The 19,323-nt window shown below is 58.5% G+C and carries 19 protein-coding genes; 11 read left to right on the plus strand and 8 right to left on the minus strand.

Features of this window, described 5'->3' with window-relative positions:
- Window positions 1-195: 195 nt before the first annotated feature.
- The gene (locus ACVWY9_RS06275) at window positions 196-663 is read left to right on the plus strand and encodes a peroxiredoxin family protein (RefSeq protein WP_457387809.1); all 468 of its coding nucleotides are present in this window, start codon (window positions 196-198) and stop codon (window positions 661-663) included.
- 223 nt (window positions 664-886) lie between these two features.
- Here ACVWY9_RS06275 and ACVWY9_RS06280 read toward each other — a convergent pair whose 3' ends face one another.
- The gene (locus ACVWY9_RS06280) at window positions 887-3,307 is read right to left on the minus strand and encodes a glycoside hydrolase family 31 protein (RefSeq protein WP_457387810.1); all 2,421 of its coding nucleotides are present in this window, start codon (window positions 3,305-3,307) and stop codon (window positions 887-889) included.
- Window positions 3,308-3,587: 280 nt separating this feature from the next.
- Here ACVWY9_RS06280 and ACVWY9_RS06285 point away from each other — a divergent pair, with 280 nt between their 5' ends.
- Entirely contained in the window at window positions 3,588-4,676 is a 1,089-nt protein-coding gene (locus ACVWY9_RS06285) for a PQQ-dependent sugar dehydrogenase (RefSeq protein ID WP_457387877.1), read from the plus strand.
- A gap of 93 nt (window positions 4,677-4,769) precedes the next feature.
- On the opposite strand, the gene psbH is transcribed toward ACVWY9_RS06285, so the two are convergent.
- Window positions 4,770-4,973 carry a photosystem II reaction center phosphoprotein PsbH gene (gene psbH, locus ACVWY9_RS06290; protein WP_414331336.1) on the minus strand — a complete coding sequence of 68 codons (204 nt, stop codon included), beginning with the start codon at window positions 4,971-4,973 and terminating at the stop codon, window positions 4,770-4,772.
- 202 nt (window positions 4,974-5,175) lie between these two features.
- Between psbH and psbN the strand changes: the two genes are divergently transcribed.
- Window positions 5,176-5,307 carry a photosystem II reaction center protein PsbN gene (gene psbN / locus ACVWY9_RS06295; RefSeq protein ID WP_011432995.1) on the plus strand — a complete coding sequence of 44 codons (132 nt, stop codon included), beginning with the start codon at window positions 5,176-5,178 and terminating at the stop codon, window positions 5,305-5,307.
- A gap of 26 nt (window positions 5,308-5,333) precedes the next feature.
- On the plus strand, window positions 5,334-6,203 hold the full coding sequence (gene dapF / locus ACVWY9_RS06300) for a diaminopimelate epimerase (RefSeq protein ID WP_457387811.1): 870 nt from the start codon (window positions 5,334-5,336) through the stop codon (window positions 6,201-6,203).
- Between the two features lie 3 nt (window positions 6,204-6,206).
- On the opposite strand, the gene ACVWY9_RS06305 is transcribed toward dapF, so the two are convergent.
- On the minus strand, window positions 6,207-6,896 hold the full coding sequence (locus ACVWY9_RS06305; protein WP_457387812.1) for a hypothetical protein: 690 nt from the start codon (window positions 6,894-6,896) through the stop codon (window positions 6,207-6,209).
- Window positions 6,897-6,982: 86 nt separating this feature from the next.
- Complete coding sequence (locus tag ACVWY9_RS06310) at window positions 6,983-7,615, minus strand: hypothetical protein (protein ID WP_414331728.1); 633 nt, start codon at window positions 7,613-7,615, stop codon at window positions 6,983-6,985.
- 132 nt (window positions 7,616-7,747) lie between these two features.
- Between ACVWY9_RS06310 and pcrA the strand changes: the two genes are divergently transcribed.
- Complete coding sequence (gene pcrA, locus ACVWY9_RS06315) at window positions 7,748-10,108, plus strand: DNA helicase PcrA (protein WP_457387813.1); 2,361 nt, start codon at window positions 7,748-7,750, stop codon at window positions 10,106-10,108.
- Between the two features lie 251 nt (window positions 10,109-10,359).
- On the opposite strand, the gene ACVWY9_RS06320 is transcribed toward pcrA, so the two are convergent.
- Window positions 10,360-10,674: a hypothetical protein gene (locus ACVWY9_RS06320; RefSeq protein WP_414331733.1), complete on the minus strand. Its 315-nt coding sequence runs from the start codon at window positions 10,672-10,674 to the stop codon at window positions 10,360-10,362.
- A 388-nt stretch (window positions 10,675-11,062) separates the two neighbouring features.
- Window positions 11,063-12,256, minus strand: coding sequence for an RNA-guided endonuclease InsQ/TnpB family protein (locus tag ACVWY9_RS06325; protein WP_457387814.1), 1,194 nt, complete (start codon window positions 12,254-12,256; stop codon window positions 11,063-11,065).
- Window positions 12,257-12,467: 211 nt separating this feature from the next.
- On the opposite strand from ACVWY9_RS06325, the gene ACVWY9_RS06330 reads away from it, so the two are divergent.
- Together ACVWY9_RS06330 and ACVWY9_RS06335 are read left to right on the plus strand one after the other, a co-directional pair.
- Window positions 12,468-12,959 (plus strand): cytochrome c oxidase assembly factor Coa1 family protein, encoded by a 492-nt coding sequence (locus tag ACVWY9_RS06330; RefSeq protein ID WP_457387815.1) that lies wholly within the window; start codon window positions 12,468-12,470, stop codon window positions 12,957-12,959.
- Window positions 12,960-13,032: 73 nt separating this feature from the next.
- Complete coding sequence (locus ACVWY9_RS06335; protein WP_457387816.1) at window positions 13,033-14,580, plus strand: YcjF family protein; 1,548 nt, start codon at window positions 13,033-13,035, stop codon at window positions 14,578-14,580.
- On the opposite strand, the gene ACVWY9_RS06340 is transcribed toward ACVWY9_RS06335, so the two are convergent.
- Entirely contained in the window at window positions 14,577-14,891 is a 315-nt protein-coding gene (locus ACVWY9_RS06340; protein WP_414344672.1) for a hypothetical protein, read from the minus strand. The two genes, ACVWY9_RS06335 and ACVWY9_RS06340, sit on opposite strands and share 4 nt — an antisense overlap.
- A 197-nt stretch (window positions 14,892-15,088) precedes the next feature.
- Here ACVWY9_RS06340 and rpsN point away from each other — a divergent pair, with 197 nt between their 5' ends.
- The 4 genes from rpsN to ACVWY9_RS06360 all read left to right on the plus strand — a co-directional run bounded on the left by rpsN (window position 15,089) and on the right by ACVWY9_RS06360 (window position 18,045).
- On the plus strand, window positions 15,089-15,394 hold the full coding sequence (gene rpsN / locus ACVWY9_RS06345) for a 30S ribosomal protein S14 (protein ID WP_011432985.1): 306 nt from the start codon (window positions 15,089-15,091) through the stop codon (window positions 15,392-15,394).
- A 57-nt stretch (window positions 15,395-15,451) separates the two neighbouring features.
- Window positions 15,452-16,084 (plus strand): ribonuclease D, encoded by a 633-nt coding sequence (locus ACVWY9_RS06350; RefSeq protein ID WP_457387817.1) that lies wholly within the window; start codon window positions 15,452-15,454, stop codon window positions 16,082-16,084.
- Between the two features lie 274 nt (window positions 16,085-16,358).
- Window positions 16,359-17,195, plus strand: coding sequence for an ABC transporter ATP-binding protein (locus ACVWY9_RS06355; protein WP_049749636.1), 837 nt, complete (start codon window positions 16,359-16,361; stop codon window positions 17,193-17,195).
- 76 nt (window positions 17,196-17,271) lie between these two features.
- The gene (locus ACVWY9_RS06360; protein ID WP_414407516.1) at window positions 17,272-18,045 is read left to right on the plus strand and encodes an ABC transporter permease; all 774 of its coding nucleotides are present in this window, start codon (window positions 17,272-17,274) and stop codon (window positions 18,043-18,045) included.
- A 33-nt stretch (window positions 18,046-18,078) separates the two neighbouring features.
- On the opposite strand, the gene ald is transcribed toward ACVWY9_RS06360, so the two are convergent.
- Window positions 18,079-19,167: an alanine dehydrogenase gene (gene ald / locus ACVWY9_RS06365; RefSeq protein ID WP_457387818.1), complete on the minus strand. Its 1,089-nt coding sequence runs from the start codon at window positions 19,165-19,167 to the stop codon at window positions 18,079-18,081.
- Between the last annotated feature and the right edge of the window lie 156 nt (window positions 19,168-19,323).

Below are 19,323 nucleotides of genomic sequence, written 5' to 3' on the forward strand. Positions count from 1 at the left end.
GGCGATGGTTGACTGAACAGCTTACTTGTCAAGGTTCTGGGGCGCCGGGGCTGGGTGGCCTTGTGGCGCTTTACTACCCTATCCCCACCACCACCCCCACGTCAAGATATCCAACCCAAAGTTTTTTGAAGCCAGAAGGGATCCGGATCCACCGTTAGACTGTTGAAGTGAGCTCAGATTGAGTTAGACGGGTCTATGGGGATTGTGATTGGGGCTGTTGCTCCTGACTTTAGCTTGCCTGCGGTGGGGAAAGGGATCCAGAAGGGAGCCCAGATTTCACTGGCGGCCTACCGGGGCAAGAGCAAGGTGTTGCTGGCTTTTTACCCGGCGGACTTTTCCCCGGTGTGCACGAGCGAGATGCGCTGCTTTCGGGAGGATTGGGAAGCTTTCCGGGCCGCGGGCTGCGAGATCTTGGGGATCAGCAGCGATCCCCTCTCCAGGCACCAAGCCTTTGCCGAGCAGCTTAAGCTGGAGTTTCCTTTGCTGAGCGATGTGGACAGAACCGTGAGCCAGCAGTACGGGGTGGACAGCCTGCTGGGGACGCGGCGGGCTTATTTTTTGGTGGATAGCCAAGGGATCCTACGCTACCAGCATGTGGAGTGGCTGCCCTTGTTCAAGCGAGACAACCGGGAGCTGCTGGAGGCCGTGAGGGCGATTAGGTGACATACTCCCATCACTGACCCTACAGGTACAGCGTGGGCTTCGCGCTTCATCGGGGAGCTACTGCAAGAACCCTCCACGCGCAGACACGGGATGTCCCACCGCGTAGCTGTACCAGATTCCGGCAACGCCGTTTTGTACAGCCATGTTGATTATGGCACAGGATATATACGCCTTTCATCCCGACCCTCCTGCTGTTGCAGAGAGTGCGGGGCTTCCCGGCGGTTTAGCTAAACGGGGGATCCTCTGGGGTGGGCCAGAGAACCTGTTGCGGCTGTCCGGTGTCCGGCAGGGAGAGGGGAGTGTGGCCAAGGGGCTCCAGAAGCCAGCTACGCTGGGGCGGGCTCCAGTTGCCCTGGCGGGCCTCGATCTCCAGAATGAGCTGGCCATTTTGCTGTCGCAAGCGGAAGAGGGTGGTGGCCCAGGCTCCTGCTCGATGGGCGAGGGTTTCCCCGTTGTCTTCGTAGAGAGTGAAGCTGCCGTTGCCGGGGTAGAGCTTGAGGCGCAGTTGGTCACGGCGCAGGCGGACGGTGGATGGGCAGGGGGGAGCCAGAGGCAGGATGGAGCCACCCTGCACAAACAATGGCAGTTGCTCAAGAGGGGCAGGGGCGAGAATGTAGCCGGGGCCGGTGTGGGCCTGACCTGTCCACCAATCGAACCAAGTGCCCTGGGGCAGATAAACAGCGCGGCACCGCATGCCAGGCCGAACCACAGGGGCAGCTAGGAGGGCGGATCCCAGCATGGCTTGATCTGAGATCTCGTAGGTTTGCGGATCGTCGGGAAACTCATAGAGAAGGGGGCGCAAGATGGGAGATCCGGTTTGGCTGGACTCCCAGAAAAGGCTGTAGAGGTAGGGTAGCAGTTGGTAGCGCAACTGGATGGCCTGCCGGCAGATGGCTTCAATCTCTGGGCCAAAGCTCCAAGGCTCGTGGGGGCGGGTGCCCAGGGCGCTGTGGCCGCGCATGAGGGGGTAAAGAATTCCCATTTGCATCCAACGGGCAAACAGCTCGGGAGTGGCATTGCCACCGAAGCCGCCGATGTCCGCGCCGACAAAGCTAACTCCCGACAGGCCCAGGTTTAGGAGCATGGGCAGGGACATCTCCAGGTGTTCCCAGGAGGATTGGTTGTCGCCCGTCCAGACGGCAGACCAGCGTTGGATCCCGGCAAAGCCGGAGCGAGTCAGCACGAAGGGGCGCCGGTTGAGGTTGAGCCGTTCCAAGCCTTCGCGGGAAGCGCGCGCCATCAGCAAGCCGTAGAGGTTGTGAACTTCGGCGTGGGTGGTACGTTCGCCGGGAGGGCCTTGGGGGGCATCGAGGGGGATATCGACGATCTGGCCGCCGTCTCCAAAGGGGCGGTCGTTGAGGGCCGGCTCGTTCATGTCGTTCCAGATGCCATCCACACCGGCTTGGGTGAGAACCCGTTGCCAGGATCCCCACCACTGCCGCACTCCAGGGCGCAAGAAGTCGGGAAAGAGGACTTTGCCTGGCCAAACGTAGCCATGGAAGAGGTGGCCGTCGGCGCGGCGGATAAAGAAATCCTGGGCCAAGCCCTCGTCGAAGACGGCGTAGTCGGCTTCGGGCTCGAACTTGACGCCGGGATCCACAATGGCTACCACCCGGAAGCCAGCCTCGTGGAGTTGGGCCATCAGCCGGGCCGGTTCGGGGAAGCGGCGGGGATCCCAGGTGAAGACGCGGTAGCCGCGCATGTAGTCGATATCCAAGTAAATGACGTCGCAGGGGATCTGCCGCTGGCGAAATTGCTGCGCAACGGTTTGAACCTGGGCGGCGCTGGCGTAGCTCCAGCGGCACTGTTGGTAGCCCAAGGCCCAGAGGGGAGGAAGGGGAGGCCGCCCGGTAAGTTGGGTATAGGTATCGAGCACCAAGTCTGGAGTGGGGCCGTAAATGAGGTAGTAGTCCAGCTCTGGGGCATGCACTTCGATGGCCCACTGCTCGGGATCCGTCTCCCCCAGATCGAACCGGCTCCAGTGGGTACAGTGCAGGAATAAGCCGTAGCAGAGGCCAGGGCGAAGCAACAAGGCAAAGGGAATGGCCTGGTAGAGATTGTCGCTGTGGGCATCGTAGTTCCAGCAGTCGCGAGTCCAGTGGCTGTAGCGCCGACCCCGTTTGTTGAGTAGCCCCGCCCGTTCCCCTAGGCCATAGATGTGCTCGGCAGGGTGGAGGTGTTTGACCAGGCGGATGCTATCGGATCCCCAGGTAAGCCCAGAGGAGACATCGGCGCAAAACTCTTGCCCTTGAGAGTCTTGAAAACTAAACCGGATGGGATCCCGGTCGATGCGGACTTGCACCAGCGAGGTGGACAGGTGGACTTGGGCAGGGCTTTCCTGCAGTTGAAAGGAAGTCGGGGGCCACTCTTCGTCGGCTAGGGCAACATCCCAAGAACGGCGGGGCAAAAAGTCTCCGCTGGGGCCATTTGCGCTAGCGGGACGGAGTCCGAAGCGCAGCCGAAACAGGCGGGGGGTGAGGATCTGCACAGACCAGCAGCCCTGGGCACAGATGAGGTGGATCCCGCGAGAGTGAGCCTGGAGCTGTTGCAGGGATCCACAAGTTTGCCTTTGGGGTGGGCGGGCGGGGGATTGGCCGTTCGCGCCCGCGGGATCGAGTCCCAAGATCTCGCCAGGTTCCAGCATGCTTTGGAGACAGATTGCTGCTCTCAAGGCTAGCCTATGGCCGGGAGGGGACAGGGGGTTGCCCACTCTGGTCCGCAGTGGGTTTTACCCTCATCGGTACCCATCTCCAGAAGAGCAGCAGTAATAATCGACTAGCTCAGACCCCAGAATCCATCGCGAAAACGAGGCGGCAATGGCCATGAGGATCCCGGTGAGCAAACTTCTCTCCGCGCTACTGCTTTTGGGAGGGTTGTCCGCCCCCCCTGCCGTGGTGGCCTATCCGGTCAGCCCTGAAACGGTGATGGCCCTGCAACAGGGGGATCATGCCCAAGCCCTACCCAGAGCCAGAACAGAGCAGCGTTTTCGGGTCGTGACTCTGGCAACCGGGCTGGAGCATCCCTGGGGGATGGCCTTTCTGCCAGATGGGACAATCGTGGTAACCGAACGACCAGGCCGGCTGCGCCGGGTTACCGACCAGGGGTTGGATCCCCAGCCCATAGCCGGTGTGCCAGAAGTATTTGCCCGCGGACAGGGGGGCCTGCTGGACATTGCCTTGCACCCTAATTACGCGGAGAACGGCTGGATTTACCTGTCCTATGCCGCTCCTGGGCCGGGCGGCGGGGGAACCCGAGTGGCGCGGGCCCGCTTGGGGGAGAAGGGACTCCAGGATCTGGAGGTGATTTTCGACATGGAGCGCAAGACCCCCGCTCAACAGCACTTTGGCTCCCGCCTGGCCTTTGATGAACAGGGATTTCTCTACATCAGCACCGGCGACCGCGGAGAGCGGCATCGGGCCCAGGATCTGGGGGATGCTGCCGGCAAGGTGTTGCGCGTCACTGATTCAGGAGGGATCCCGGCGGACAACCCATTTGTCGGCCAAGCAGGGGCTTTGCCGGAAACTTTTACCTATGGCCACCGCAACATTCAGGGAATGGCCCGCCACCCTGAAACAGGGGCAATTTGGTCCCATGAACATGGGCCGCAGGGTGGGGACGAGATCAACATCTTGGCCCCCGGCGTCAACTACGGCTGGCCCCTAATCACCCACGGTCGAGAATATACGGGAGAACCCGTCGGCCAAGGACTGGCGGCAGCTCCCGGCTTGGCTTCCCCTCTGCTGCACTGGACGCCCTCTATCGCTCCTTCTGGCATGACTTTCTACACGGGGGAGGCTTTCCCCGAATGGCGGGGCAACCTGTTTGTGGGGGCGCTGGCCGGGCAACACTTGGCCCGTCTGGTACTGGATGGAGAGCGCGTGGTGGCAGAAGAGCGTCTCTTAGAGGGGGCGGTGGGCCGCATTCGCGATGTGCGGCAGGGGCCGGATGGACTCCTTTACCTGTTGACGGACGCCCCGAATGGATCCCTGCTGCGCCTGGAGCCAGCACCCTGAAGGCATCGGCTCGGAGGAGAAGAGGAGCTGCCTTGATCCCGCTTGCAACCGTCTGGCGGGACGGGGATTTTCTCCAGAGTAGGGCTGGGGAACTCAGAAGCTGAGGCTCTCCCAAGAAACGTTGATGTCTTCCAAAAGCAGCGACTTGTTGTAGATCTGCAGGATAATCAACAAAAAGACGGCGAATAGGGCCATGAAGACCGCCATCAGGGGCGTGGTGCCCCAGCCGGGAGCCACTTTGCCGTATTCCGAGTTGAGAGGACGCAGCAGATCGCCCAGTTTGGTACGAATGGCCATAGGTTCTCGCTTAGAAACCGAACACGTTGACGAAGTCGAAGATAGCAGGCTCGAAGGCGGATCCCTGGTGCTCAGCACCGCCAAAGCAGCCGCCTTTTAAAATCACGCTATCAGAATCTGGCCGAACCTTTTTGTCTTGGGCAATGAATTGTAAACTTGTGTAATACTGTAGTCGAATACTCTCAGGATCAAAGACAACGATATGGAGCCCACCTTTTCCCTGATTGTGGCGATTGCGGCAGTTACCATCTGCATCACTGCGTTTGCCATCTACACGGCCTTTGGCCCCCCTTCCAAGGACTTGCAGGATCCCTACGAGATGCACGAGGATTAAGGCCTGTCGTTGGGATATCTGGGTAAATGTCTGCTCGGTTGACCCCCCGTCTCTCCTTTCACAAGTACCAGGGGTTGGGGAACGATTTTATCTTGGTGGACAACCGCTGGCAGTCTCAACCCTGCTTGAGCCCGGAAGAGGCCGTCGCCCTTTGCGATCGCCGCTTTGGGGTAGGAGCCGATGGAGTTATTTTCCTGCTGCCAGGGCAGGAGGGGGCGGACTTTAGCATGCGCCTCTTCAACAGCGATGGTTCCGAGGCGGAGATGTGCGGCAATGGGATCCGCTGTTTGGCCCGCTTTCTGCAGGACTTGGGGATCCCAGGTCGGGATGGCGCCTACCAGATCCACACCTTGGCGGGGCGAATCGTGCCGCAGGTGCGGGCAGATGGGCTGGTCACAGTGGACATGGGGATCCCTCGCCTTTTGGCCAAGCAAATCCCCACCACCCTGGTCGAACCGGATGAGAAGGTCATTCGGCAGCCGCTTGCAGTGGCCGGGCGAGAGTGGCGGGTGACGGCGGTGAGCATGGGCAACCCTCATTGTGTGGTCTTCCTGGAAGAAGAGGGATCCCTGGAGGAGCTGGACTTGGCAGCTGTGGGCCCCCTGTTTGAGCATCATCCGGCCTTTCCTGAGCGCACCAACACCGAATTTGTGCAGGTGCTCAGCCCGACTCGTCTGCGCCTACGGGTTTGGGAGCGGGGAGCAGGGGCAACGCTGGCTTGTGGGACGGGTGCCTGTGCTGTTTTGGTGGCTGCTGTTTTGGAGGAGCGCGCAGAATCGCAAGCTACAGTAGAACTGCCGGGAGGAAATCTGGAAATTCGCTGGGATCCGAGCACACAGCACGTGTGGATGACCGGCCCTGCCCTACACGTCTTCAGCGGCACCACTGCCGGTTGAGAACTAGGCTCCCAGACCCAACAGGAGGATGGCCAGCAGGCCGAGGATCCCATAGGCAACGCTCCAGCCCTGCCGCCAGATCAGCGCCACTGCCAGGCCCAATAAGACCAAGCCCAAGCCCAGGCCAAGGCGGAGAAATAGAGGGTGTACAAACTGGCTGAGGGAGCGTTTGAGCCAGGGGAAGATCACCCCCAAGGCGAAGGCCAGTCCTACGGGGATCCAATCGATCCAACCTGTCTGCTCCCAGCCCCCCAACAGGTAAAAGCCGCCCAGACAAAGGCCCAGGCAGAAAAACAGCACCCGCATGCCGGGATAGTCTTGTCGATAGTTGAAAGCAAGGCTTCGGAGCTCCTTGGGGTGGGCAAAGACCAATGGCTCTACAGCAAAGCTTTCGCTCCACTCCGGCGCTTCTTCGGTTTGTCCGCGGCACCAAAGGTAAACGTTGACCTTGCGCAACCCTTGCAGCAGAGAGGCTTCCACCGCACTGCGCACCACCTCCATCACCTGCAGGGTATCCACCACATCGCCCGGCAGCCGTTCCAGCAGCACGTTGAGAACAGGCCCCTTCAGCTCGGCTCGGCCAAACAGCCGCAAGTTGGCAAGCTTGTAATCGAGGATTTGGTTCAAGATTTTGAGCTGGCGGCGCATGGGATCCCGTAAACAGTGAACCGTCGTTCGAATGGTTGACTCCAAGCTTCAACATGACCGGTATGACCAGTTTAATGGCTTGGGCCAGAGCAGCAGAGGAGAGGCGTTGCCGGTGTGAAAGGGAAGTGGGACTATCCCATGAGGGTGCGAATGCACCGGCGAATGCTGAGGTTGGATTGCTCCAAGTCGGCAAATCCGCTCAGAAGAGTTCCCTGGCCGTCCAACAGCAACAAAACAGCCTGGCGGCGAAAATTGATCCCAGGCAAAGCTGCAGCGGCTATTTCTTGCAGCTTCTGGATGGTTGCTCCCTCAAAATCGACCGAGACATACACAAACGGAGAAACCAGGCGGGGATCCGTCGGTACACTCTCCCGGATGGCCTGCAAAACCAAGTGGCGCACCAGCAGCAGCCCCCTGCCATCCACCAGCACGATCTGGCGCAGCCGAGGGTTTTGCCCAAACTCCAGGGCCAAACTTTTGGAGAGGGCTTCCGATTGCGAGCGGGTTTGGCTGTTGGTCAAGATCAACGCTTGAATGCCCTCATACCGACTTAGGTCAAGCCGATCCCCAGAAACGCTTTCCACCTTGAGGTCAAGAGATGTTTTGGGGTTGCCGTTGCTGGGGCAGTTGCCAGCTTGGGCGGGATCGAACGCACCTTGAGAAAGCAGGGCAAGGGTGGCAAACCCCAAAGCCACAAGTCTCTTTTGAACGCAAAGCCAGCAGCGGTTAGCCGGGGCACAGCAGCAGGACAGCACTCGGTTCATGGCGGAGAGCTCTGGAGCGGGCCGGCCAAATCTTAACCGATCTTCATCTTTGGTGCTCCAAAATGCCCTCTGGGCTTCTCATCCCCATTGGGTTGGTGCCCATAATGGAAGGCAGTTTCTGGTTTGCTGGCCATGACTCACGCCTCTTTGCTGGATGCCCTCAACCCTTCTCAACGGCAAGCGGTGCAACACTTTTGTGGCCCGCTGCTGGTGGTGGCGGGGGCAGGTTCCGGCAAGACGCGCGCCCTCACCCACCGCATTGCCTACCTGGTTCGCCACTATCGGGTGGATCCAGGAGAAATTTTGGCCGTGACCTTCACCAACAAGGCCGCCCGTGAGATGAAAGAGCGCATTGAGCAGCTCTTTGCCGAACAAGAAGCTCAAGAACAATTTGGGATCCCCTTAGAGGAATTGGAGCCGGCCCAGGCAACGCGACTAAAATCTGCTGTTTACCACCGCTGGATTAAGCCTCTTTGGATTGGCACGTTCCACAGCTTATTTGCCCAGATCCTGCGCCTGGAGATCGAAAAATATCAGGATCCCAAGGGGCGCAAGTGGACTCGCCACTTCTCGATCTTCGATGAATCAGATGCCCAATCTCTGGTGAAGGAGATTGTAACCAAGCAACTGAACTTGGATGAGCGCAAGTTTGATCCAAGGTCGGTACGCTACGCCATTAGCAATGCCAAAAACCAAGGTTGGACTCCTGCCGACCTGGAGCGCAATCAGCCCAACTTCCGTGGCCGTACCATTGCCCAAGTTTACGAAATCTATGAAGACCAACTGGCAGCCAACAATGCTCTGGACTTTGATAACTTGATTTGGATACCAGTGCAGCTTTTTCGACAAAACGAGCAGGTGTTGGCTTACTGGCACCAACGATTTCGACACATTTTGGTGGATGAATACCAAGACACCAACCGCACTCAGTATGAGTTGATTCGTCTGTTGGCCACCAACGGCGAGACCTGCAGATCTCGGTTGGATTGGAGAAACCGATCGATCTTTGTGGTGGGAGACGCCGATCAAAGCATCTATCGGTTTCGCGGGGCAGATTTTACCATCTTGCTGGAGTTTCAAGAGACCTTTGGAGATGGCCTCCCGGATGATGATACCCGCACCATGATCAAGCTGGAGGAGAACTATCGCTCTACAGCTACCATTCTGCAGGCAGCTAACGCTCTCATCGAGAAAAATACAGAGCGCATTGATAAAGTTCTCAGGCCAACCCGTCAGCAAGGAAGTCCGATTTTCCTTCATCAGGCGGATGACGAGATTGCAGAGGCCGAGTTTGTTGTCAATACCATCCGGCGGTTACACAGCCAAAATGCCAATGCTTTCTCCTGGGGAGATTTTGCCATTCTCTACCGCACCAACGCTCAATCCCGTCCTTTTGAAGAGGTTTTGCTGCGGTGGGGGATCCCTTACACGGTGGTGGGCGGACTGCGATTTTACGATCGCAAAGAAATTAAGGATGTCCTGGCCTATTTGCGGGTTGTGGCCAACCCTGCCGACTCCTTTAGCCTGCTGCGAATTATTAACGTGCCGCGCCGTGGCATCGGCAAATCTACTCTGGACAAGCTGACCGAAGCGGCGGCGGCTCTCAACGTGCCTTTGTGGGCAATTCTCAGCGATGAAACCTCTGTAAGTAGCTTGGCGGGCCGTTCGGCTAAGCCTGTCATTCAGTTTGCTCAGTTGATTCAGCATTGGCATCGACAGGCTTCTCAGACTTCAGCCGCCACCCTTATCGAAGGGTTGCTAAGGGATTCCGGCTATTTGGAGGATCTCAAGGCACAGGGTACAGACGAAGCCGAAGAAAGAGCGGCCAACGTGATGGAACTTTACAATGCCGCTCGCCAATTCGAGGAAGAACAGGAGGATCCCAGCCTTGAGGCTTTTTTGAGCAATGTGTCTTTGGCTTCCGACTTAGATAACCTTCAGGAAGGCGCTGAGAAAGTTTCGCTAATGACGTTGCACTCTTCCAAAGGTTTGGAGTTTCCTGTTGTGTTCTTGGTGGGGGTGGAACAGGGTCTATTTCCCAATTTCCGGGCTTTGGAGGATCCCGCTGCTTTGGAAGAAGAGCGACGCCTTTGCTACGTGGGCATTACCCGTGCCCGTGAGCAGTTGTATATCAGCCACGCCAGGGAAAGGATGCTCTACGGCAACCGAGAACCGGCCATTCCTTCCGTATTTTTAAGTGAGCTACCTCAAGAGTTGATCGAGTCCGACAGGCGCGGAGCCCCTTCTCGACAGCTTTCCCACGGCAGTGGACTGTCCCTTTCAGATGCACCCAAGGCCAGGCCCAATCGCCGCCAAAGCCGTTCAGAACAGTGGGCGATTGGAGATCGTTTGCAACATCCCCAATTCGGACAAGGCCAGATTACCCATGTGTTCGGCAGTGGTGAACGGGTCACGATTGCGGTGAGGTTTCCCGCTATCGGTCAACAGAAAATCTTGGATCCCCGTATCGCTCCTATTCAAAAGCTTAGCTAGGCGGCTGAACTCGGAAGGGCTCCAGCGATGAAGAGAGGCAAAGGGAAGTGCTGTAGAAGTCCGTAGCTCATTCGAGATTGCCTTGCCGTTGACGTCGTTGGTGATCCCTTGCTTTATATGTGTTTGCTTTATATGTGTTGCTGCACGACGGGGAAAGCAAAACCTCAGCTCCCCCTTTCCCTGATTTGACCGTTGCCCAACCCTCGACCTTACCTCTGCCCCCTCGTCACTAATTGCTTGTAATTGCTTGACTACCCGGTCTTGGGATCCCTCGCCAGGCTTAACCCAGTCGGCTGGGACTGAGTTGTCTCGGCTCTGTCCGGTACCAGGCGCAGGGGCGGGCCAAAGCGGCCAACCGCTACAGTGTTGTTCAGGGCCGGGATCTGGCGGATGGATCCCTGGCGTAGGCAGCGGTGTAGACGGCGCAGCAGGAAGAGGTCGGCTTCGGAGCACTCCTCTCGAAATAGCCTTACGTTAAGTTCGTGTTCCTGAGCAGCGGTGAGCAAACCGGTCATCATGGCGGTTTGAATGATCTGCTGCACGGTTATGGTTGTCGCTTCATCCATAGGTTTAGGCGATTGGATGGAGACCTTTTGCTGCTCTTATTCTCGACAAATCCCTCTGATATTGACTCCGCCAAATAGCGGATTCGGTATGCGCGCACTTTGTCTTCTTTCTCGGTGCTCGGAAATAGGGCTTTCCAGATACCCATTGACCTTCTGAGCCATCCGGATTCCGTGTAGGCGAAAAGCTTGAAATCTTTGTGTCACAAGCCTTTCTAATCGAAGTGGGAGCAGAGCCAACAATTGGATACGTAGGGATCCCATCCTCACCGCAGTACAAAATTAGACTCAACAGTGAGTTGCTTGAACTGGCCAAAGAGGTGCTGATCCCATGATTTTTCGAGCTGTTGTTTGAGGCCGTAACAGATATCTGTGGCAATACGGAAGTAAACTACCCGACCCTGACTGCTTCGCAGTACAGGGCGGGCTTTCGGTAGCCCTGCAGTTGGCAAGCCAACCACGAACCTCTAGGCTGGTTTACAGCAGCCCCCAAAAGCGCAATCACATTCGCACCATTCAAATCCGCATCCCCTTCCCATCCACAGTGTCCACACTTAAACTTCTTTCCACTGCGGTAGGATTGCGCAGGGTCGGGATGAATGTGCAAACACCGGTGGCAGGTCTGCGACGTGTAGGCAGGCGGAACAAGAATCAGAGCAACCCCCGCACGCAGAGCCTTGTACTCCAAAAATTGACGGAGTTGATAAAACGCCCAACTGTTGGCCCTGCGCCGTTCGGCTTTGCTGCGTGGCTGTTGATTGACCCTTTCCCGAATCCCTGTCAAGTCTTCCAGAGCAATAGCGCTGTTGGTAGCCTTTGCCCTAGAGACAATAGCTTTGGAGATGCGATGATTGACCCACGCCTGAAAGCGTCTCTCCTTGCCAGACAGCCGTTGCAACAGTTCTCTGCATCTGCGCCGCGAACTGCGTGTGCCCTTACTGGCTTTGCGTTGGAGTGCCGCCCTCAACCGGGAGTAGTGGTCTCGGACTCTGTTCAACTGCTGTCCATTCCAGTTGTCCCCCTCTGACGTATGGGCAATATCTGTCCTTCCAAAGTCCACCCCGATCACCTTGTCGGTATCTTGTTGCTTGGGTGGTTTTTTCTCTACGCAAATCTGGATGTCGTAGGAGCCATCCTTCCGCTGGACTAGGGTGGCCGATTTGGGGTTAGAACCAGCCAGCATCCCACGCTGGTAGTTGCCAATGGCTAGTTCAAAGCGCTCTCTCCCTTCCACCGTGGTCAGCGACACCGTCCAGTCTTTCTCGCGGAATGAAAAGATACGTGCGTCGTAGGTAACGAACCTACGCTTGAACTCTTTAACCGGACGGTTGCGCTGTCTCGCCACTTTGCGAGCGCCCGCCACCCGTCTGCACACCTGTTGAGCCAAGTTACTGGACAAGCCGAACCGAGCTCGAATCTCGTAGTAGCAAAGGGATTGCAACTTGACCGCGTTGACGATCTTCTCCGGCGTGTTCTGGTTGACCCAGTTCAACGCCTGCACAAAGACATCCATTGTCGCATCCAACTTTGCGGCTTGCGACTGGGACACCTTGAGCTTGCAGGGGACGGTCAGGACTTGGGTCATGGTTCTATCATAACTTCCGCATTCCTCCCGACACTGACCCTACGGGTACAGTGCGGGGCTCCTACGATTTCTAGCTGAGAAGCGATGTTCGTCACCGACAAATGGCGTAGGGCTGCTTGGCTTTTTGTCTGTACCTTGTCGGCAATGAAGGCATAGAGGATGAGCAACAGCCTTGTGTTAGGGTGGGGGCATTCTAGGGTGGCAATGGGCTGTGTCAGAAACTCCACAAACAGTCGGCTGTGCTGCCCCTCTGGGCTGCTGTGGCTGCGGCTGTCTGGGCCTGCTGGCGGTGCTGGGCTTGGGGCTGGCGGGGGCAGGGATCCTGATCTGGAATGGGATCCGCACTTCGGGTGCCTATCGCACCTACCAATTGGCGGTGGAGCAGCTCGAACAAAATGCCGTGGTGGTGGAACGTCTGGGGGAACCCTTGAGGCCGGGATGGCCCTCGCGGCTGCGTTTTCAGGAAAATGAGGAAGCGGGCTGGGTGTGTCTGTTCTTTTTGATTACAGGGGCCCAGCGCACCGGCGATGTGGTGGTGGAATCGGAGCGGGGCATGGCCGGCTCGGCATGGCAGTTGCGCCATCTGCAAGTGAAAGTTGACGGGGATCCGCAGGCCATTCAGGTCATCGAGGGGGAATCTCGGTGTGAAAAGGAAGAGTCGGATGGAGAAGCCCTGCCCCTGCAGCCAGAAGGCGACATCTAGGTAGCCGGATATGCTCAGCCGCGGGTAGAGTCCGTCCCGCTGACGCGAACGGTTGTGGCCTTGTTGGATCCCTATGCGGTCGCTCCCTTACCTGCGCTTGCTGCTGTTGTTGGCGCTGTTGGCCTCGTTCACCGGGCTGATCGTTTGGCTAATCCAATCGTTTCTCGATCTGTACTACGCCACCCGCTACCACCCGATTTTGGGGGGGCTGTTGATCGGGGTGCTGGTGCTGCTGCTGCTGGTGTTTTTGGCCGCTGCCATCTACTACTTGTTTCTGTTTCGCCAACCCGCCCCCAGCAGGAGGGAAATTACCCAACCCCTTGCCTTGCCGGAGACGGCTTTGGAAAAGCGGAAAGCGGCGCAACAGAACTTGGCTCAACTGGAGGCGCAGCTAGCGCAAATCCAGGATGAAGTGGCGCGGGCAGCGCTGGCAGAACGGTCGGCTCTGCTGGCCCAACAGTTGGCCCAGCCCCAGCTGAAGGTGGTGGTCTTCGGCACTGGGTCGGCGGGCAAGACTTCTTTGGTCAACGCGCTGCTGGGGCGGCGGGCGGGGGCGGTGGCGGCCACTCTGGGCACCACCCAGGCGGTGGCTTGTTACGATTGGAACTTGCCTGGGATCCCGCAGCCGGTGCAGATCCTGGATTGCCCCGGCATTTTGGAGATCGGCCCGGCAGGGGTGATGCGGGAACAGGAGGCGCAAGCCCAAGCCCAAGCTGCCGATCTGCTGCTGGTGGTGGTGGATGGGGATCTGCGCCAGTCAGAGGTGGATCCCTTGCGCCGGTTGATCGCCCTGGGCAAGCGGGCCTTGCTGATCCTGAACAAAGCGGATCGCTACACCTCAGAAGAACGGCAGATCCTCTTGCAACGCCTGCGGGAGCGGGTCTACCCCCTGATTCCACCTCAGGATGTGTTGATAGCTGCCGCTGCTCCAGCCCCTGTGCGGGTGGGATCCCAAACCTGGCGACCGGAGCCGGATGTGGCCGCCGTGCGGGATCGCGTGCAGGCAGTGCTCTATGCCGAAGGTGGATCCCTGGCCTTGGACAATGCCCTGCTGCAATCGCAACAGTTGGGGGAAGAGGCCAAGCGGATTCTCCAAGCCCAACTGCGCCGCCAAGCCGAGGAAGTGATCGATCGCTTTCAGTGGATTGTTACAGGAGTGGTGTTCGCCAACCCCATCCCGGCGGTGGATCTGCTGGCCATTGCCGCCATCAACGCCCAGATGGTGGTGGAACTGGGATCCCTTTACGGCTGCAAAATGAACCTGCAGCAGGGGCGGGAGCTGGCCTTGTCTCTGGCCAAAACCCTAGCGGGCTTGGGCTTGGTGGAAGGGGCGATCCAACTGACCACGGGGATCTTGGCCACCGTTGCCGAAGTGAGCGTCGTCGGTTTTCTGGCGACAGCCCCCATTCAGGCAGCCAGTGCTGGCTATCTCACCCGCATTGCCGGCAAGAGCTTCATTGAGTATTTCCAGCACAACCAAAGCTGGGGAGAAGGGGGGATGCAGGCGGTGGTCAAAGCCCAGGTGCAAAATACCCAAAAATCCGGTTGGCTCAAAGAGTTTGTCCGCGAGGCTTCCCGGCGCATCTTCCGAAATGGGATGGCCAACCCAAGGGATCCCTAATGGCCGCTCAGGGCAATATCCGTCGGCATGAAGGCCAGCTTCAGTTGCGCCACATAATCGGCGTAGCTCAGTGCCGGCCCAGTGTCCCAATCCGCCAAGCCATGCATGCACTTCGACCATTGAATGAAGGCGGCAGGATAGATATAGGCCAAACTGGGATCCTGCAAAACCTCTTTGGGCAGTGGAGAGGCCGACTTCAGCACTGCCAACAGAGCCGGCGGCTTGTGGAGAATCACGCGCGTGGCCTCAATCTGCTCTGGGGAAACCCTAAACTTGGTGGCGATAAACGGGATCACTCTGGAAATGGCCATCACCCAACACCAACCTCGCCTATAGAGGTAGGTTGCCCCCAAGCCGAGGGGCTGGCCTCAGGGATCCTACGGAGAGCGGAAAAGGAGTGATGAACATTGGCGAGGATGGCCGTGGGCGGGCCTGGGATCCCCTTGCTTGGAGCCGCTGCTCCTCGTTATCCTAGTAAAGCTGAAAAATCTGGGGAAACAGGTGAGCCGTGGCTAAAAAGAGCATGATCGAGCGGGAGAAAAAGCGCCAACGCTTGGTCGAGAAGTATCGGGAGAAGCGCCAACAACTGAAAGCAGCCATGGCCGATCCCAACATCGACCAGGCCACCCGCATGGAGCTGCACGCCCAACTGCAAAAACTCCCTCGGGCCAGCTCGCCCACACGCCTGCGCAACCGCTGCTGGAAAACCGGGCGTCCCCGGGGTTACTTCCGCGATTTCGGCCTGTGCCGCAACAGCCTGCGGGAAATGGCCCACAGAGGCTTATTGCCAGGTGTGGTCAAGTCTAGCTGGTAGTTGCCTGGCCTTCGCCGCTTGGTTATGCAGCCAAAACACCCTTTTGAGAGATCCTGAGTGGGCCTGCAACCTTTTCAGCTCTGCGACGAAGATCTCACCCCTGCAGTGGCAAAGGCCCTGGCCAGGGAACCTTACCTGGCCGTGGATACAGAAACAATGGGGTTGATCCCGCAGCGGGACAGGCTCTGCGTGGTGCAAATCGCCAACTCCGCCGGTGAGGTGGTGCTGTTGCGGCTGAGCCGCGGGGTAAAGCAGGCCCCCTTTTTGGCGGGGCTGCTGACGGATCCCAACATTGAAAAGATTTTCCACTACGCCCGCTTTGACCTGGCGATGCTGCGCTATCACCTGGGAATCCGGGCGTGGCCCGTCTTTTGCACCAAAATTGCCAGCAAACTGGCCCGCACCTACACCAGCAAACACAGCCTCAAAGATGTGGTGAGCGAGCTGTGCGGGGTCGAACTCAACAAAGCTGCCCAAAGCTCCGACTGGGGAGCCGTCCACGCGCTATCCGCCGAACAGCTGGAATATGCCGCCAACGATGTTCGCTATTTGATCCCGGTGCGCCACAAGTTGGCGGAGATGTTACGGCGGGAAGAACGCTGGGAGTTGGCGCAGCAGTGTTTCCAACATTTGCCTACTTTGGTAGAGCTGGATCTGTTGGGCTTCAGTAACGTCTTCGAACATCAGTAGGCGGGGCTTTACTTGATAGACAGTCACTGTCTTCGATGACCGGGCCCTCGGGGATCCCACATCTCCTGAAGCGGAAAATGGGGGGACCTCACCGGCCCACAAAGTATCTGGCAACACAGCTGGCTGCCCCTCTCTCTGATGTAGTGGGGATGGGGTTGGCCATACCAATCGAGATAAACCGGCCTGCAACCCTCATTGCTCCCGCCATCATCTGTCTGGATCAGGGGGATCAGCCCTCACTTGGGCCACTATGAAAATCATTGGAGTTGAGTCAATGTTGGAGTCGCAGAGGGTGGTTCAAAGTGGGTTATCTTCCCCCGCTGTTTCGGGCAAGCCCGTTCTGGAGTTGCGCCACGTCTCGCTGCAGTACCCCACCAAGGGATCCCCAGTCACGATCATCCGCGACGTCAGCTTTTCTGTTGCCCACTCGGAGTTTGTCTCCATTGTTGGGCCGAGCGGCTGTGGCAAGACTTCTCTTTTGAAGATGATGGCCGGCCTGAACACTGACCATGGCGGCACCCTCTACTTTCAGTTGCAGCCCATCGCCGGCCCCCTGAAGAGTGTGGGCATGGCCTTTCAAAACCCGGTGCTGCTGCCCTGGCGCACAACCCTGGAGAACGTGTTGCTGCCGTTGGAGGTGGTAGAGCCCTACAAGCGCACCTTCAAGCAAAACCTGGCCCAGCACGAGAAGTCGGCGCTGGAGCTGCTGGCCACCGTAGGCTTGGAGGGTTTTCAGAAAGCCTATCCTTGGCAGCTTTCTGGGGGAATGCGGCAGCGGGCTTCCCTGTGCCGCGCTTTGATCCATCAGCCGGAGCTGTTGTTGTTGGACGAACCTTTTGCCGCTTTGGATGCCTTTACCCGCGAGGATATGTGGGAAATGTTGCAGCGGCTGTGGCTGCGCACCGGCTGCACCGCCATTTTGATCACTCACGATTTGCGGGAGGCGGTTTTCCTCTCCGATACCATTTATGTGATGGGGCCACGGCCTAGCGAGATCATCTTTTCCCTCAAAGTGGATCTGCCCCGTCCACGCCCGCTGGAGATCTGCCTGACGGACGAGTTTCACCGCTTGGTCTCGGAAGTGCGCCAGCACATTCGGCGCAGCTATTAGGCCAAAGAGCCCTTGATCCAAAAAATCTGGAAAGGTTTGCTGGACAGGTTACCGCGCATCTCTGCCGAGGGATCCCATGAAAAAATCATTTGACCGATTTTTGCAGACCCAAACGGCTTCTGTGGTCTTGCCCGCTGTCACCATCGTTTTGACCCTTGTGCTCTGGCAGGTGGGGGTGGGGCTGTTCAACGTTCCTCGCTTCATTCTGCCGGCGCCCACCCAGATCCTCGCAGCCATGAACCAGTGGAGCCCGGTGATTCTGCGTCACTCCCTAACTACCCTCACTTCGACGCTGCTGGCCTTTGCGCTGGCTTTGGTGGGGGGGATATTGCTGGGATCGATCATCGGCAGCTCCCGCCTGGCCCATCTGTGTTTGTACCCGCTGCTGGTGGGGTTTAACACCATCCCGAAGGTGGCTTTGGTGCCGCTGCTGGCGATTTGGTTTGGCTTGGGCCTGATCCCGGCGGTGATCACGGCCTTTTTGCTGGCCTTTTTCCCCATTGCAGTCAATGTGGCGGTGGGGCTGGAGACGGTGGAAGCCGAGATGCGAGATGTGCTGCGCTCGCTGGGGGCCAGCTCTTGGGAGATTTTCACCAAGGTGGGGCTACCCCACAGCATGCCCTACCTGTTTGCCTCGTTGAAGGTGGCCATCTCCTTTGCTTTTGTCGGCTCGGTGATCTCGGAGACGGTGGCTTCCAACCAGGGGCTGGGCTACCTGATCGTGTCGGCCAGTTCTTCTTTTGATGTGCCTTTGGCCTTTGCGGGTTTGGCTGCCCTCGGCCTCATGGGTGTCTTGCTCTACACCTTTTTCGCGGCTCTGGAGCGCTATGTCCTGTCCTGGCGACAGTAGCATCTCTCCCCAGGGAGCCAACCCCTGCCTGAGCTAGCCCAGGTCTGGAAAGGTGGCTCGCACCGCCGGGTGGACGATCTTTCCTGCCCTGATGTTGAGCCCTTTGGCCAAGGCCGAGTCTTGTTCCAAAGCAGCGGCCAGGCCAAGGTTGGCCAGCTTGAGGATGTAGGGGAGTGTGGCGTTGACCAGCGCTTGGGTCGAAGTCCAGGGGACAGCCCCCGGCATGTTGGGAACGCCGTAGTGCAACACCCCGTGGGCTTCGTAAACCGGCTGGGCATGGGTGGTAACCCGTGTGGTAGCAATGCACCCCCCCTGATCCACCGCCACATCCACAATGAGGGAGCGAGGACGCATCTGGGCCACCAACTCTTCTCCCACCAAGACCGGCGCCCGCCTTCCCGGCACCAACACTGCCCCCACCAGCAGGTCGGCCTCGCGAACACACTCTTCCACGCTTTGGGCCGTGCTGTAGAGCAGCTCCACACGGGATCCAAAGAGCAGCTCCAGCTCGTTCAGCCGCTGCAGGTTGATGTCCAAAATCTGCGCCCGCGCCCCCAAGCCTACGGCCATTTTGGCCGCCTCGGTGCCCACCGTGCCTCCGCCCAAGATCACCACCCGTCCCGGCGATACCCCTGGGATCCCACCCAGCAACACGCCTCGCCCCCCCTGTTGTCGGGTGAGGTAATGGGCGCCAAACTGCACCGAGAGCCGCCCGGCAATCATGCTCATGGGCATCAACAAGGGCAGGGATCCATCTGCCAATTCCACCGTTTCATAGGCAAGGCAGGTGGCCCCCGATTGCAACAGCGCCTGGGTCAGCTCGCGGCTGGCGGCCAAGTGCAAATAGGTAAACAGGATGAGGTCGGGATGGAGCAGAGGATACTCGGCAGGCAAGGGCTCCTTTACCTTCACCACCAACTGCTGCTGGTAGATCTCCTCAGGGGTGGCGGCCAGTTTGGCCCCCGCTTTTTGGTAGTCCTCATCCGTGAAGCCCGCCCCCTGGCCTGCTTGGGTTTCCACCCACACCTGATGCCCCTGTTCGGTTAAGGCCCGCACCGCCGCCGGTGTCAGCCCGACACGGAACTCTTGCTCTTTGATCTCTTTGGGCACGCCAATTCGCATAGGGATCCCCGTAGGGCTGCTTTCCAGTCTAGACAGACTCTCCCCGCAATGGGATCCCTGGCCTGTTGATCCCTACCTTGTAAGGGGACGGAGGAAGGAGAAGCAAGGGAAGTTGATCCCTGTCTTCTGCAGGAGATTTTCGAGAACGTAGGACTG

Source organism: Thermostichus sp. OS-CIW-31 (genome assembly GCF_054060305.1).

Coding starts and splice junctions, on each gene's coding strand:
- ald (WP_457387818.1), bottom strand. CDS start 19,167: ATGCGAATTGGCGTGCCCAAAGAGATCAAAGAGCAAGAGTTCCGTGTC.
- pcrA (WP_457387813.1), top strand. CDS start 7,748: ATGACTCACGCCTCTTTGCTGGATGCCCTCAACCCTTCTCAACGGCAA.
- ACVWY9_RS06325 (WP_457387814.1), bottom strand. CDS start 12,256: ATGACCCAAGTCCTGACCGTCCCCTGCAAGCTCAAGGTGTCCCAGTCG.
- ACVWY9_RS06280 (WP_457387810.1), bottom strand. CDS start 3,307: ATGCTGGAACCTGGCGAGATCTTGGGACTCGATCCCGCGGGCGCGAAC.
- ACVWY9_RS06340 (WP_414344672.1), bottom strand. CDS start 14,891: ATGGCCATTTCCAGAGTGATCCCGTTTATCGCCACCAAGTTTAGGGTT.
- dapF (WP_457387811.1), top strand. CDS start 5,334: ATGTCTGCTCGGTTGACCCCCCGTCTCTCCTTTCACAAGTACCAGGGG.
- ACVWY9_RS06310 (WP_414331728.1), bottom strand. CDS start 7,615: ATGAACCGAGTGCTGTCCTGCTGCTGTGCCCCGGCTAACCGCTGCTGG.
- psbH (WP_414331336.1), bottom strand. CDS start 4,973: ATGGCCATTCGTACCAAACTGGGCGATCTGCTGCGTCCTCTCAACTCG.
- ACVWY9_RS06275 (WP_457387809.1), top strand. CDS start 196: ATGGGGATTGTGATTGGGGCTGTTGCTCCTGACTTTAGCTTGCCTGCG.
- psbN (WP_011432995.1), top strand. CDS start 5,176: ATGGAGCCCACCTTTTCCCTGATTGTGGCGATTGCGGCAGTTACCATC.
- ACVWY9_RS06320 (WP_414331733.1), bottom strand. CDS start 10,674: ATGGATGAAGCGACAACCATAACCGTGCAGCAGATCATTCAAACCGCC.
- ACVWY9_RS06335 (WP_457387816.1), top strand. CDS start 13,033: ATGCGGTCGCTCCCTTACCTGCGCTTGCTGCTGTTGTTGGCGCTGTTG.
- ACVWY9_RS06285 (WP_457387877.1), top strand. CDS start 3,588: ATGGCCCTGCAACAGGGGGATCATGCCCAAGCCCTACCCAGAGCCAGA.
- ACVWY9_RS06360 (WP_414407516.1), top strand. CDS start 17,272: ATGAAAAAATCATTTGACCGATTTTTGCAGACCCAAACGGCTTCTGTG.
- ACVWY9_RS06355 (WP_049749636.1), top strand. CDS start 16,359: ATGTTGGAGTCGCAGAGGGTGGTTCAAAGTGGGTTATCTTCCCCCGCT.